Annotated in this window: 20 protein-coding genes; 15 read left to right on the forward strand and 5 right to left on the reverse strand. The window is 56.3% G+C overall.

What is annotated here, in order from left to right:
* Positions 1 to 48: 48 nt before the first annotated feature.
* Together AADV58_RS17450 and AADV58_RS17455 are read right to left on the reverse strand one after the other, a co-directional pair.
* Positions 49 to 630, reverse strand: coding sequence for a hypothetical protein (locus AADV58_RS17450; protein WP_051519707.1), 582 nt, complete (start codon positions 628 to 630; stop codon positions 49 to 51).
* A gap of 1 nt (position 631) precedes the next feature.
* Entirely contained in the window at positions 632 to 970 is a 339-nt protein-coding gene (locus AADV58_RS17455) for an HPF/RaiA family ribosome-associated protein (protein WP_168943196.1), read from the reverse strand.
* Between the two features lie 107 nt (positions 971 to 1,077).
* Between AADV58_RS17455 and nhaR the strand changes: the two genes are divergently transcribed.
* The 13 genes from nhaR (at position 1,078) to AADV58_RS17520 (ending at position 9,781) form a co-directional block, all read left to right on the forward strand.
* The gene (gene nhaR, locus AADV58_RS17460; protein ID WP_341743065.1) at positions 1,078 to 2,028 is read left to right on the forward strand and encodes a transcriptional activator NhaR; all 951 of its coding nucleotides are present in this window, start codon (positions 1,078 to 1,080) and stop codon (positions 2,026 to 2,028) included.
* Positions 2,015 to 2,512 (forward strand): phosphate-starvation-inducible PsiE family protein, encoded by a 498-nt coding sequence (locus tag AADV58_RS17465; protein WP_341744543.1) that lies wholly within the window; start codon positions 2,015 to 2,017, stop codon positions 2,510 to 2,512. Before nhaR ends, AADV58_RS17465 begins: the two co-directional genes overlap by 14 nt.
* Positions 2,513 to 2,527: 15 nt before the next feature.
* A complete protein-coding gene (locus AADV58_RS17470) occupies positions 2,528 to 3,391 on the forward strand; it encodes a mechanosensitive ion channel family protein (RefSeq protein WP_341743064.1) in 864 nt (287 codons plus the stop codon).
* A 31-nt stretch (positions 3,392 to 3,422) separates the two neighbouring features.
* The gene (locus AADV58_RS17475; RefSeq protein WP_282435560.1) at positions 3,423 to 3,554 is read left to right on the forward strand and encodes a hypothetical protein; all 132 of its coding nucleotides are present in this window, start codon (positions 3,423 to 3,425) and stop codon (positions 3,552 to 3,554) included.
* Between the two features lie 211 nt (positions 3,555 to 3,765).
* Positions 3,766 to 4,371: a hypothetical protein gene (locus AADV58_RS17480; protein WP_211164008.1), complete on the forward strand. Its 606-nt coding sequence runs from the start codon at positions 3,766 to 3,768 to the stop codon at positions 4,369 to 4,371.
* Between the two features lie 3 nt (positions 4,372 to 4,374).
* Positions 4,375 to 4,722, forward strand: coding sequence for a DUF3024 domain-containing protein (locus AADV58_RS17485; RefSeq protein ID WP_168941936.1), 348 nt, complete (start codon positions 4,375 to 4,377; stop codon positions 4,720 to 4,722).
* Positions 4,723 to 4,778: 56 nt separating this feature from the next.
* The gene (locus AADV58_RS17490; protein ID WP_168941937.1) at positions 4,779 to 5,393 is read left to right on the forward strand and encodes a tyrosine-type recombinase/integrase; all 615 of its coding nucleotides are present in this window, start codon (positions 4,779 to 4,781) and stop codon (positions 5,391 to 5,393) included.
* A 323-nt stretch (positions 5,394 to 5,716) separates the two neighbouring features.
* Positions 5,717 to 6,160, forward strand: coding sequence for a DUF4357 domain-containing protein (locus AADV58_RS17495; protein WP_341743063.1), 444 nt, complete (start codon positions 5,717 to 5,719; stop codon positions 6,158 to 6,160).
* A gap of 3 nt (positions 6,161 to 6,163) precedes the next feature.
* The gene (locus AADV58_RS17500) at positions 6,164 to 6,736 is read left to right on the forward strand and encodes a hypothetical protein (protein WP_341743062.1); all 573 of its coding nucleotides are present in this window, start codon (positions 6,164 to 6,166) and stop codon (positions 6,734 to 6,736) included.
* Entirely contained in the window at positions 6,712 to 7,206 is a 495-nt protein-coding gene (locus AADV58_RS17505; protein ID WP_341743061.1) for a hypothetical protein, read from the forward strand. The genes AADV58_RS17500 and AADV58_RS17505 overlap by 25 nt, the downstream gene beginning before the upstream one ends.
* Before the next feature lie 42 nt (positions 7,207 to 7,248).
* Positions 7,249 to 8,445, forward strand: a complete 1,197-nt coding sequence (locus tag AADV58_RS17510) for an IS256 family transposase (RefSeq protein WP_341743058.1) — start codon at positions 7,249 to 7,251, stop codon at positions 8,443 to 8,445.
* Positions 8,446 to 8,585: 140 nt separating this feature from the next.
* The gene (locus AADV58_RS17515; RefSeq protein ID WP_341743060.1) at positions 8,586 to 9,203 is read left to right on the forward strand and encodes a hypothetical protein; all 618 of its coding nucleotides are present in this window, start codon (positions 8,586 to 8,588) and stop codon (positions 9,201 to 9,203) included.
* A 5-nt stretch (positions 9,204 to 9,208) separates the two neighbouring features.
* Entirely contained in the window at positions 9,209 to 9,781 is a 573-nt protein-coding gene (locus AADV58_RS17520; RefSeq protein ID WP_341743059.1) for an ADP-ribosylglycohydrolase family protein, read from the forward strand.
* Positions 9,782 to 9,795: 14 nt separating this feature from the next.
* Here AADV58_RS17520 and AADV58_RS17525 read toward each other — a convergent pair whose 3' ends face one another.
* Positions 9,796 to 10,992, reverse strand: a complete 1,197-nt coding sequence (locus tag AADV58_RS17525) for an IS256 family transposase (RefSeq protein ID WP_341743058.1) — start codon at positions 10,990 to 10,992, stop codon at positions 9,796 to 9,798.
* Between the two features lie 173 nt (positions 10,993 to 11,165).
* Between AADV58_RS17525 and AADV58_RS17530 the strand changes: the two genes are divergently transcribed.
* Complete coding sequence (locus AADV58_RS17530; RefSeq protein ID WP_341743057.1) at positions 11,166 to 11,567, forward strand: ADP-ribosylglycohydrolase family protein; 402 nt, start codon at positions 11,166 to 11,168, stop codon at positions 11,565 to 11,567.
* Positions 11,568 to 11,821: 254 nt separating this feature from the next.
* Here AADV58_RS17530 and AADV58_RS18685 read toward each other — a convergent pair whose 3' ends face one another.
* Positions 11,822 to 12,373 (reverse strand): thermonuclease family protein, encoded by a 552-nt coding sequence (locus tag AADV58_RS18685; RefSeq protein ID WP_424243857.1) that lies wholly within the window; start codon positions 12,371 to 12,373, stop codon positions 11,822 to 11,824.
* A gap of 80 nt (positions 12,374 to 12,453) precedes the next feature.
* Positions 12,454 to 13,116 (reverse strand): SOS response-associated peptidase, encoded by a 663-nt coding sequence (locus AADV58_RS17535; RefSeq protein WP_341743056.1) that lies wholly within the window; start codon positions 13,114 to 13,116, stop codon positions 12,454 to 12,456.
* A 29-nt stretch (positions 13,117 to 13,145) separates the two neighbouring features.
* On the opposite strand from AADV58_RS17535, the gene AADV58_RS18690 reads away from it, so the two are divergent.
* Complete coding sequence (locus AADV58_RS18690; protein WP_424243806.1) at positions 13,146 to 13,571, forward strand: MerR family DNA-binding protein; 426 nt, start codon at positions 13,146 to 13,148, stop codon at positions 13,569 to 13,571.
* Positions 13,572 to 13,627 lie beyond the last annotated feature (56 nt).

Consider the following 13,627-nt stretch of genomic DNA (forward strand, 5'->3'; position numbering starts at 1 on the left):
CTTGCAAGGTCATCATGATCTTTCCTTAATTTGCGTTATCTAAAACGGTCATCGGCGAGAGCTCAGGTCGATGGTGACAACATCTTTCTCCTGGACCGAAAAAACCAGTGTGAAGTGCTCGCCGTCCTTGACGAACTCATGGCGCTCTTCCGAGGGTGAGGCTGAGCGAAGCGTCTGCTGGTACCCCAGTGCGGCGAAGCCCTGGATATAGTGGTTTAGAACTTCGGTGAAATCAGCCTTGCCCTGGTAACGCACTTGCACTTGCTGCTCATCGCGTTGCCACTGAACTCGCGCCAGGCCGGGATAACGTGCAACCGGCGCCGGATCGGTACCCGAGACTTCGCGCAGCGGACTTTCCGGCTTGAATCCTGGAACCAGGACGCCCAGTTTTTCCTGGACGCCCGGGATGACCTGCTCGACCTGAGCGGTGGCGGCACGTACAGCTTCCGGTGCAGCGTTGACCCCATCTCTGGCCATACCGAACAACCATCCGGCAGTGCTGATCGCCGCCCAGATGAATAATGCGACAAGCACCAGAAAGGTCACCGACAGGAAAATCCAGGTTCGGCGGCTGATCGAAAAGATACGGCTCAGGAGACCGCGCAAGAGGGGATTGGATAATGGGCTCACGTCATTCCTCCGCCGAAAACACGGGGGTCGGCCCAAACTCCCGTTGCCGGGACAAGCGGCGTTCGAGGCTGCCTGCGGCACGATCGACGGCATGCGCAATCGCCGCCTGCAGATCGCAGGCAACTTCCTCGATCACCACATCCCGCATCCGCGACAGCGGAATACGCAGATGACAGCGCTTGTCGTTGCCGCCACGCGGACCATTGATGTCGGACAGGCTGACGACGATTCGATCGACATCGTGCTCGGCCCAATCCAGACCAAAATTCACACAACGCTCGATGTGCTCTCGCAAATCGTCAGACACTGTGATCCCTTGGCTGCGGATGTCGATCTTCATTCCCTGTTCCTCAGATAGTGAAATAGGGCTTCAAGATAAACAAGGACGAATATTTAAAAAACACAATTTTTTGTGGATAATATTTCGTAAATTTCCGAAATGTCAGCATGAATCACAAACACCTTCATTACTTCTGGACGGTAGCCCGGCTTGGTGGCGTCAGCCGGGCGGCGGAGCAACTTGACCTCACGCCACAAACCATTAGCGGGCAACTGCGTCAGCTTGAAAATGAATTGGGGGCCGCGCTTTTCCGCCCTTCAGGCCGCGGTCTTGAACTGACCGATGCCGGACGGATGGCTCTGTCCTACGCCGATGAAATACTGCATCTCGAAAGCGAGATGAAGCAGGCGTTGCTGGCGCGCCAGCAACGCCCGATGCCGATCCTGCGCATCGGCATCGCAGATGTTGTCCCGAAATCGTTTGCCTACCGCTTGCTGGCCCCCGTTGGCAAACTGCCGGAACCGGTCAGACTGGTTTGCCGGGAAGGCAGTATCGACATGCTGCTCGCCGAACTGGCCCTGCACCACCTCGACATGGTCGTGGCCGATCGCCCGATGCCATCGGGACTGGCCATTCGCGGTCACAGCCATAAGCTGGGTGAAAGCACCCTGGCCTTTTTTGCGGCCGAATCCCTGTGCCCCGAGCCGCCCGCTTTCCCGGAATGTCTGAACAATGCACCACTACTCCTGCCCGGCGGGCATGCCGCAGTTCGTGGCCTGATTGATCGCTGGTTCAGTGACCAGCGGCTAACCCCACGGTTGATGGGCGAGTTCGATGATGGCGCGCTAATGAAGGCATTCGGGCAAGCCGGTGCCGGTTTCTTCCCGGGGCCGGCGGTGCTGGCTGATGAGATCCACTCACGCTACAACACGCCTTGTGTCGGTCGCGTAGAGGAGATTCATGAAAGCTTCTGGGCGATTACCGCCGAGCGGCGGATCAGCCATCCATCAATCGCGACGATCATCGATTCCGCCCGTACAGCACTCACTCCCGATCTATCCCATCAACATCCAGGCACTTCAGCCAGCCCAATCGGTGACCCTCATGCAAGCAAATGAAAATTCGAATCACCACACGAAAGACCCTGTCCTGTTGTTTTTCAACCGGGTGATCGCCCAGGTTTCCCGAGTCCTTGCCGCGATCATGGTCCTGGTAATCATCTGGGGCGTGGCTGACGTTGTGTATGTGCTCTATCAGCGTTTGATGGCGCCACCGTTCATGCTGCTGGAAATCAAGGACATCCTGGCGACCTTTGGTGCCTTCATGGCGGTGCTGATCGCCATTGAAATCTTTCACAACATCATTCTTTATGTCGAAGACAACCACAACCGGCAACTCGCCGTTGAAATCGTTCTCGGGACAGCATTGATGGCGATTGCCCGCAAAGTCATCGTACTGGACTTCAACGAAGTCGGTGCCGGTCACGTTTATGCGACCGCAGCCGTCACTTTGGCGTTGTCCGTGGGTTACTACTTGATCGTGATCCGTGCGCAAAGCGCAAGGCGCAAGGCGACGAATGCCCCGCAGCATTCTTCCTCCTGATAACGGCTGACGCCCATGTCCATGCTGAATGATCTGTTCGTCGCCATTCCGGGCCAATGGGAAAAGGTCATCGCGACCTTCTTCCTGATCGCCATCGGCATGGCCCTTTCCCATCTGTGGGCGCGCTATCTGGCACGCGGAGAAATTTCCGCGGAAAAACGACGCATACATCTGGTCTGGGCCAGAAACGTCATCTGGTTTCTGGTCTTTTTCATCATCATTTCCGTCTGGGCATCAACGATCGCCGGTTTTGCCCTCTCTCTTGCGGCAGTGGCTGGCGCGGTACTGATCGTCAGCAAGGAACTGCTGATGTGCGTACTCGGCTACCTTTACATCACCTTTGTTCGACCATTCAAGGTTGGCGATCTTGTTGAAATCAACCAACTGAACGGGCGAGTCATCGACATCGACATATTTGCCACCACGCTGGCTGAACTGGGCTATGGCGGGCAACAGACAGGAAAGGTGGCAGAGTTTCCCAATGGTTTGTTGCTGACGACACCGTTGAAGAACACCTCCCTGACCGGGGAATATGTGTTGCATCTCTTCCGCATGCCCATTCCTCAGGAAGCAATGCATGATCTCGACAAAGTCGAGGCTGCTGCATTGGCGGCCGCCGATCAGGCGACCCAGGCCTGGCAGGCAGATGCCCAAGCCCATTTCCGCAGGATTTCGGTCGAAAGCTTCATCGCCTTTCCGTCAGGTCGCAACAAGGTGCTGTGGGACTTTTCCGACCCCGACAAACTGATGCTCGTGGTCAGGGTAGCCTGTCCGAGTGACTTGCGATTGAAAGTCGAACAGGCGGTGTTTCGCGATACCTGGCGGGCGTTGAGGTTAACTCAGTCCAGTGACTCAGGGCCGGGGCGTCTTGCTGAATGATCCGACCAGCCAGTGTCCGGCGATTGCAAAGATGAACAAGACCAGTGCACCCAAGCCCCAGATTGCCCAAATCAACGGGCTGAGCCAACTGATGGCTGAAGCGAAGAAAGGCACGGTCTGGGTTACCGAAACAGTGACGCCATCACGCCAACGGCGGCAATAGGTTCGTTGCAGACGTTGGCTCCAGTTAGCCCTTGGGCCGCTTCTGGCCGATTGCGCCAGTACGGGCAGTGTGCCACAAAGCTACCGTTGGCCTGATGCCCATAGATCATGTCCGGATAGTGTCTGCGGGGGGGCGATTTCTTCTGGATTGTCTCGGATAGCCAGTCTCAGGATAATGGCGGATTCGCAGAACAAGCAAACCAAACCCGTGTATGACCGAACGCACAAAGCGCCCTAAGAGCAAGGTCACCTGGTCCGACGTCAAGAGCAAGCTCGCTGACTTCGACAGGGCGGGGTTGCAACAACTGGTTGCCAACCTTTATGTCTTCCACAAGGACAACCAGACCTTTCTTCATGCCCGTTTCGGCTTGGGTGAGAACCCACTCGAAGCCTACAAGCAACGCATCCAGGCAGCGCTAGCCCCGGATATCAGCCGCAAGCGCAATGCCAACATTTCGGTAGCGGCGGCTAAAAAGGCGATATCAGAGTACAACAAGGCCGTCGGCGATCCGCTGGGTATTCTGGAACTGCGGCTGTTCTGGTGCGAAACTGCAGTCAAGTTCTCCATGGACTACGGATACGGTGATGTTGGCTACCTCGACGCGCTTGCGCTCCAGTACAGCGAGGCATGCATTGTATTGTCGGCCCTGGATGAACCCTTGCTCGAAGACACCATCGAACGACTGACGAATATTCGGGACGACGCACAGATGGGGTACGGCATCTGGGATTACATGGCTGACACTCTGGGGAAGGCGTTGCTCAAGTTGCCAATGACTACAGTCGAGGCAGAGATCCCTCAAACTGGCAGTTCATAGCTCATGGCATTCAACGACCTCGACAGGAAGCGTATCGAAAATGCCATGGTAGCGTTCATGGCCAAGCGCCGCCCGCCACCGCACATACGCCCGGAACTCGACATTGGCTATCGGCTGACTGACCAGAGCGTTGAGATATTCGAGATTCGCCCGCAGTGGGACAATCCGGCGATCACTCGTGAGCGCCCATTCGCCAAGGCGACCTACGTACGAACTCAAAATCTGTGGAAGGTGTTTTGGAAACGCTCTGACCTGAAGTGGCATGGTTACGAGCCTGCCGCAACTGTGAAGTCGATTGATGAATTTCTGGCTGTCGTCGACGCGGATCAGTACTGTTGTTTTTTCGGGTAGCCCCCGTCATCTTTGGATGAAAAATCAGACTCCGATCAACAACCAAGGAGTCAAAGATGGAAACCATCAACAAACGCGAAGCCTGGAACAAGGGAAAGCTCGTCGGCCAGAAGCCACCGCTCAAGCCCAAGGACATCTGGGCCATCCGCATCTACCTCCAGAATGCCCATGCGGTCCGCGACCTCGCCATGTTCAACCTGGCCATTGACAGCAAGCTACGGGGCTGCGATCTCGTCAGTCTGCGGGTTCGCGACATCACCCACGGAAACCAGGTGCTTTCCCGCGCCATGGTTATCCAGAGGAAAACGCAGCGGCCCGTGCAGTTCGAGCTGACGGAACCGACGAGGGTGGCAGTGTCCGCCTGGCTGGAAAAATCTCACCTGCGAAGCGATCAGTTTCTGTTCCCGAGCAGGGTGGCGAGGTCACCCCATGTCTCGACACGCCAATATGCGCGGATCGTGCATCACTGGGCCGAGGCTGCCGGCCTGGACTCGTCGGCCTATGGGACGCATTCCATGCGGAGAACCAAGGCAACGCTGATCTACAAGCGCACGAAGAATCTGCGGGCCGTTCAGCTGCTACTTGGTCATTCCAAGCTGGAAAGCACCGTTCGTTACCTCGGCATTGAGGTGGACGATGCGCTGGAGATTTCGGAGCAGACTGAAATCTAGCCGGCACCTTGCGGCTGCACGGGGGCACAACCCGGGCGGCCGCTTTCTGGCATCATGTTGTATTCGTGCAATCGGCCAGGACCCGCCGTTCGGCACTTCAGAAAAGCTGTCAGTTGAACGACTGCTGCTGTCAGAAACCTGCCAGATACCCGCCCCGTGAGAATTCGCCATTGGCAATTTTCAGTTGCTAGATGGTATCGGTCGCAATCCGTCGCATAGCAGCTGATCAGGGACACATATTGCAAGGGGATTTTCTTCAGAACCGACGGTTGACAGTAGAGTGCTACAGCACTATAGTGCTCCATAGATTAACGGAGGTTCACATGTACACCATTGAAATTGACTTCGACGTATTCAAGAAATTAACGACCTTGCGCGAGACGGAAACGGTTAGTTACAACGATGTAATCCGGCGCCTGCTTAACATGCCTCAGTCACCTCAAAATACCGAGGCGGCCCCATTAATCACCAAACAACAAGATCTAACACCTGTCAAACCTACACAATTTGAAGGGCCCGGCGCATGGGTCGTCAAAGACGTAGTCTTTCCCTCTGGCACAGAGTTCCGAGCAACACACAAAGGCCGGGTAATTCTTGGTCGCGTTGAAACTGGTGCCTTGGTGGTCAACGGCAAACGATATGAAACACCTTCTTCAGCCGCGTCAGATCTTACAAATACTTCTGTAAATGGATGGATTTTCTGGGAATGCAAGAAGCCAGGTAGTGCGTCTTGGCAAATGATCAAGACTTTTCGAAAGGGGTCATAATCCATGCGAACACATCTGACCAATTCCGTTGAGATTCTCTACTTGTCGCTGATGCTGCGTTGGGAGCGAACAGCTCCGCCTGATCGCCACAAGGGCATTCAGGAAGGTGTTGCCAAGATTAATTCGCAAACAGCTCGTCTTGCCTATGTGATCAAACTCCTCGCCCTTGGAGTTGAGGACAAGGTATTCGGTACATTCGAGCGATACACTCGTCGCAATGACGGTAATTCCTATATTTCAAGCGATCCGTCATGGATGGAAAGTCCCTACCCAATTTTTAGCGGGTGGTATTTCGAGGGTTGTACTAGCCTTTCACAGAAACTGAGTTGCATTCGATGCGTATCCAAGCTCGGTCTATCGGCCGTCTTTGAGAAATGTATCGAAGACTTCGTGGCTGGCGCGACGGTGGTTGAGTACATGCCAACGCGTGAAGAGCAGGAGGCGATATTGGAAAGCCTTCGCCTGCGTGGCGAACTGGATTTCGAAATTTCAGAACCAGAGCACCGAACCAAATTGCTTTCAACGGCTGAATCGGTAGAAGGAAGCACCCTATGCCCATCTTGCCCAGCGGATTGACGATTGGAATCGGCCACCAGGCCATCCCAAAATCGGTTGGCCCAGATTGGTTTAAATGTCCAGCGGGCCGTTTTTGGTACAAGCGGCCAGATATCTCCATCACCCCGCCACCTTACGACGGCATTACCGCAATATTGGAAGACTGGGTTCATGCTCCGGTTCCTGAGGCCATCGACGAGGTGAAACAATACCTTTATGTCCTCTACCGCCAGCCAGAGGGGAAATTTCAATGGCGTGGCGAATGGCTCAACGAGTTTCCTCTGCCCGGACAGCTTTCCAAGGAAGACGAAGAGGCCTGGAATGCGTGGATTAGCAGCGAACTGGCGCTGCCTTTCCTGCGCAAAGCAATTGATGTTTGCGGCGGTGTCCCGCGGAGTGGTGTAAGAGCGGAAGGTGTTGAGTTTGCCGTGGTGGCCCTGCAGGGCCACCACGGCGGGCGCAATCAGGAGGTCATCGGAGAACTCCGGTAAGGTTGGGTTTGCGAATCTCAATCTCTACTGAGGAGTAAACCGATGACCCAAGACAGAATGCAACTTTCCGAGCTGCTTGAAAAGGCCGGCGCCGACGATATCGTGCGCGAGATGATCGGCTTTGTGGCCCAGCGCCTGATGGAGCTGGATGTCGAGAACCGCTGCGGCGCCAGCCATGGCGAGCGTTCCGAGGCGCGAACCAATTCCCGAAACGGCTTTCGGGATCGCGCGTGGGATACCCGCGCCGGCACGGTGGCGCTGCGCATCCCTAAGCTGCGCTCCGGCAGCTACTTCCCGCCCTTCCTGGAACCACGGCGGACCGCCGAAAAGGCGCTGGCGGCCGTTATCCAGGAGGCCTACGTGCAGGGCATCTCGACGCGTTCGGTCGATGATCTGGTCCAGGCTATGGGCATGAGCGGCATCTCCAAGAGCCAGGTCTCTCGCCTCTGCGCCGAGATCGACGAGCGGGTGCAGACCTTCCTTGCCCGTCCCATCGAAGGCGACTGGCCCTATCTGTGGATTGACGCCACCTACCTCAAGGTACGTCAGGCCGGAAGAATCGTTTCCGTCGCCGCCATAATCGCCATCGGCGCTAACAGCGATGGCCGACGCGAAGTGCTTGGGCTGCAGGTCGGCGCCTCTGAAGCCGAACCCTTCTGGACTGAATTCCTGCGCAGCCTGTCGCGTCGCGGCCTGCGCGGCGTCAAGCTGGTGATCTCGGACGCCCACGAGGGCCTGAAAGCTGCTGTACGCAAGGTGATCTCTGCAACCTGGCAGCGTTGCCGGGTACATTTCATGCGCAATGTCCTGGTTCATGCGCCGACCAACCAGCGTCGCATGGTGTCTGCCCTGATCGCCACCATCTTTGCCCATGAGACAGAAGCTGCGGCACGGGACCAGTGGCGAACCGTCGCTGACCAACTCCGTGAGCGCCTGCCAAAGATCGCCCGGCTGATGGATGATGCCGAGGACGATGTGCTCGCACACATGGGCTTTCCTCGCGAGCACCGGAGCAAGATCCACAGCACCAATCCGATTGAGCGGCTCAATGCCGAAATCAAGCGCCGTACCGACGTCGTCGGCATCTTTCCCAACGAAGCGGCCATCTACCGCCTGGTCGGCGCCCTATTGCTTGAACAGAACGACGAGTGGGCCATGCAGCGACGTTACATGACCCTGGAAACCTTGGCCGAGGTCGGCGACAATCCCGCCGTCAGCTTGTCCGCCGTGACCCTCTGACTGGCAATCCAACCTCACCGGAATCCATGACTTCCTGATTGCCTCTTACACCACGAACGGGGACACGATCATGTTTGCCGCCAGCAGGCTGAATCGAACAGTCAGTGTTCTGGCGTGGCCGTGTTTTCTGGCGAAAAGCGATGACCCCGAGCGAATACTACTGTGGGCCTTTCCGCGAGCACTTTTATCAGTTCTGGAACTCGCTCGATAGCAATGGATCGGTATCGAGGGTTCGCTCGAAATGCAACCCCTCCAGTTTTGCGAAACAATCGGACCTGCATTTCTCTACATTCGATCTGGTTGCCAATCCGGCCAATGGATTCAGAGATCACTTAGCCGGCATCCCGACATCAAACCACGTTAATTTCCTTTGCGCGCTGTTCTCTCTGATCCTAATCGACCAAGTCATGTATTCGCATCGGAAGTCAGATTACCTAGCGTTTCAGGCACTAACGCTATACCCCAAGGCGGATCGAACCGTTGGATTCGCACGAACATTAATGATGGCTAACCCCTATGAGTTGTTCTCAAACGAGATTCTGCAAAGCCATAGCATCGAGCACACGGAAATCAACAGGCAATTTGCTGTATGGGCCCCTTTCATAGTGCAAGACCTCAAATCCTTCTTCGCAACGCATACCGTTGGAAACAGCACGTGGAATGGAGTCAAGGCTGCCATGCTCAGCGATGCCAGCTGTTTCGCAGGGGGCCAGTTAGGTGCGTATTTGAGGCGCGAACTTGAATCGGAAGTTGGATGACAGCGATGAGATTTATCACAACTCGTGATCGCTTCAAGGGATCTCTGCTTGGATTGGCCTGTGGCGATGCAGTCGGGACAACTGTTGAATTCAAGCGCCGTGGCACCTTCGAATTGGTAACGGATATGGTAGGAGGTGGTCCATTCAAGCTTAACGCTGGTGAATGGACAGACGATACGTCGATGGCATTGTGTTTGACCGCCAGCCTTCTCGAAAACCAGGGTTTTGATGCACATGACCAGATGACCCGCTATGTCCGCTGGATGCGCGAAGGTTACATGAGTAGCAACGGAAGTTGTTTCGATATAGGACTAACCGTAAAGACAGCATTGAACCGGTTCAGACATTCGGGTGAGCCGTTTAGCGGATCAACTGAGCCAGATACTGCGGGCAATGGATGCCTGATGCGATTGGCGCCAGTACCGATGTTTTTCTTCAGCGATCGGCAGCAAGCCATTGCAATGTCAGCTGAAAGCTCCAGAACGACCCACGGTGCATTGGAATGCATCGAGGCAAGCAGCCGATCGTGTCCCCGTTCGTGGTGTAAGAGGCAATCAGGAAGTCATGGATTCCGGTGAGGTTGGATTGCCAGTCAGAGGGTCACGGCGGACAAGCTGACGGCGGGATTGTCGCCGACCTCGGCCAAGGTTTCCAGGGTCATGTAACGTCGCTGCATGGCCCACTCGTCGTTCTGTTCAAGCAATAGGGCGCCGACCAGGCGGTAGATGGCCGCTTCGTTGGGAAAGATGCCGACGACGTCGGTACGGCGCTTGATTTCGGCATTGAGCCGCTCAATCGGATTGGTGCTGTGGATCTTGCTCCGGTGCTCGCGAGGAAAGCCCATGTGTGCGAGCACATCGTCCTCGGCATCATCCATCAGCCGGGCGATCTTTGGCAGGCGCTCACGGAGTTGGTCAGCGACGGTTCGCCACTGGTCCCGTGCCGCAGCTTCTGTCTCATGGGCAAAGATGGTGGCGATCAGGGCAGACACCATGCGACGCTGGTTGGTCGGCGCATGAACCAGGACATTGCGCATGAAATGTACCCGGCAACGCTGCCAGGTTGCAGAGATCACCTTGCGTACAGCAGCTTTCAGGCCCTCGTGGGCGTCCGAGATCACCAGCTTGACGCCGCGCAGGCCGCGACGCGACAGGCTGCGCAGGAATTCAGTCCAGAAGGGTTCGGCTTCAGAGGCGCCGACCTGCAGCCCAAGCACTTCGCGTCGGCCATCGCTGTTAGCGCCGATGGCGATTATGGCGGCGACGGAAACGATTCTTCCGGCCTGACGTACCTTGAGGTAGGTGGCGTCAATCCACAGATAGGGCCAGTCGCCTTCGATGGGACGGGCAAGGAAGGTCTGCACCCGCTCGTCGATCTCGGCGCAGAGGCGAGAGACCTGGCTCTTGGAGATGCCGCTCATGCCCATAGCCTGGACCAGATCATCGACCGAACGCGTCGAGATGCCCTGCACGTAGGCCTCCTGGATAACGGCCGCCAGCGCCTTTTCGGCGGTCCGCCGTGGTTCCAGGAAGGGCGGGAAGTAGCTGCCGGAGCGCAGCTTAGGGATGCGCAGCGCCACCGTGCCGGCGCGGGTATCCCACGCGCGATCCCGAAAGCCGTTTCGGGAATTGGTTCGCGCCTCGGAACGCTCGCCATGGCTGGCGCCGCAGCGGTTCTCGACATCCAGCTCCATCAGGCGCTGGGCCACAAAGCCGATCATCTCGCGCACGATATCGTCGGCGCCGGCCTTTTCAAGCAGCTCGGAAAGTTGCATTCTGTCTTGGGTCATCGGTTTACTCCTCAGTAGAGATTGAGATTCGCAAACCCAACCTTACCGGAGTTCTCCGATGACCTCCTGATTGCGCCCGCCGTGGTGGCCCTGCAGGGCCACCACGGCAAACTCAACACCTTCCGCTCTTACACCACTCCGCGGGACACCGCCCAAGCAGCCTGTTAGGGGCAATGCTGCATTCCGCTCTTTCAGGAGCAACGAAAGAAGGCATCCTCCTCGGACATGGACTCAACACGTTCCAATCAGGAGCCATTGCCGCTATTGCAGCTGGAAGCTATCAAGACAAGGATGTGTCACAAATCAAAGGGTCTGGATATGTTGTAGAAAGCCTAGAAGCTGCATTGTGGTGTTTCTTCAGAACTTCATCATTTACGGGGGCGGTACTGGCTGCTGTGAATCTAGGGCACGATGCCGACACGACAGCCGCCATTTGTGGGCAATTGGCAGGGGCCTATTACGGGGGGTCCGAGATTCCCTCGAAATGGCGGGACAGGCTTGCGCGGAGCAATCTAATTGCAGAACTAGCCGACCATTTGTACGAGCAAACAAATGGAGCAGTGGTGACCAATTAGCTGTCCTGTCGTCATAACAGGCTTTGGCCGAGCTGCAGTCCATGAGAGGCTGTACTGGGCGACCGCTCGGAACATATACCTGCCGTTGAACTGTTGAAGGATTGGGCGGCGGCAAAGGGTCGGGAGCACGTATTCGCCGGAGTAGAAAGCAGCCGGTCACCGTGATGTAGGCGCCAACGGCAGCTTACTGCCTGACTGCTGACCGATATCGAGTGATCTGGCAATGGCAGCAAAGGCCGAACTCCCGCCACCATCTAACGACAAAGCTGTCCCTTTCCCGTTCTTTTCAGCCTGCGACACTCCCAAGGTGCCATCGGATTCGGCTCCTGCCAAATCCCAATCCGTCCAGCTTTCGCCTGTCGTTCAGCTTCTGGATAACCCAGGCGCTGCTCTCGCGTAAGCTCTGGGGAAAACTGAAATGCGTACCAGGCATACCCCGCTTCAATCATTGCCTGTCCGACATCCCGATTTCCGACCCGTACATGGCACACCTGCCGATAGAAGCGATCCTCCTTGTAGCACCAAGCCGTGGTTTTCTGACCCGCAACGAGGGATCGAAGGTAATTCCTCGCCGATCTCCAATACGCCTGACCCGTTTCCGGCGTGTCGGCACCGGATAGACGAATGTTGATTAGACCTCGTTCGTCAGTCATGAGTTTGAGGGTATCCCCATCAGGGTTCATCAGCACGCTGCCAGTGACTTCAAACGGTCTATGAAATCGGCCTTCCGCATGCGCGGCCTGGATGCCAGTCATCAACAGAGCGAGGGCAAATTGCCTAATTATTGTGCGGCTTATCGAAAGCATATTCCCGTCAATCAGTTAGGACTCGTCCTAAGCTCGAACCCACAAGCTTATCCACAGATTTCGGGGATAAACGATCTTTATCAAAGCAGGGGCTGCTGCGGGTTTTCGGCGACGAGGTTGTCAGCCGGATAGGCGTAGAGGAAACGTCGGCTATCTGACACTGATGCCTGGAGCCAGCCATCGTAGTCCTGCTCATGCAGGATCACGATGGACCGCTTTTCATCGTCAGGTTTATGAAACTGGCGCATGAGTGGATGCTGGTCTGCATTGATCGTCAGCATCGTGTAGCTGTAGGTCGTTTCGCCACCCGGGTTCTTCCAGATCGACCACAGCCCGGCAATCCCCATCGGTTTGCCATCGGCGCGGGAAATCCGGGTTGGCACTGCACGGCCAGTGCGCCAGTCGGGTTCATAGAACGCTTCGGCCGGAATGATGCAGTGCCGAGCCAGACGCCAGGCATCCCGGTACGACGGTTTCTCATGCACCGTTTCCGAGCGTGCGTTGTAGGTGTTGCGGGCAATCGTCGTATCTTTTGCCCAGTGAGGAATCAGACCGAACGAGCCGACCAGTAATTCCCGGAACGGAACCGCTTCGTCGCCGACATCGGCAAACTCATGTTTGCGCAGGAAAGGGCCGTGATACCCGGGCCACAGGCTGGGTTTCAGGCCGAGTGGCAGGTCGTGAACGCCGAAATAGGCTTTCAGCTGGGCAGGATCGGTCTGCGGATCATAGTGGGCACACATGCCCGGCAGAATAACAAAACCCCTCGGTTTTGGACGCCGAGGGGTTCTGCGGGACTACGAGATTACGGTATTACCAGACAGCAAGACTCACTTGGCAACCGGGGCTTGAGGTGCCGGCTTGGCTTCCGGCTTCACCTCTGGCTTGCCTTCGGTCTTCTCATGCTTCTCGTGTTTCTCGTGCTTGGCTGGCCTTCATCCGTCGCTGCAGAATCCTGGGCCTGTCACTGGCTGAGATTCACGAACTACAGAGCTATCAGGACGACCCTCATCAGCCTTGTACCGCCGTCAACGCCTTGCTCGATGATCACATCTCTCATGTGCGGTCGCAGATAACCGCTCTGCAAGCGCTTGAGAAACAACTCGTTTCACTGAGAGCGAGTTGCAACGATGACCGGGAAGTTGAGGCGTGTGGGGTTCTTGCTGGAATTAGCGAAGGAAACATGCACCAGCAGTAGGTGAAGCATCAACCAGATAATCCGATGAGATGCCGGTCTGTCTCACTCTCATGCAA

This window comes from Azonexus hydrophilus (assembly GCF_038368255.1).
Taxonomy (GTDB): domain Bacteria; phylum Pseudomonadota; class Gammaproteobacteria; order Burkholderiales; family Rhodocyclaceae; genus Azonexus; species Azonexus hydrophilus.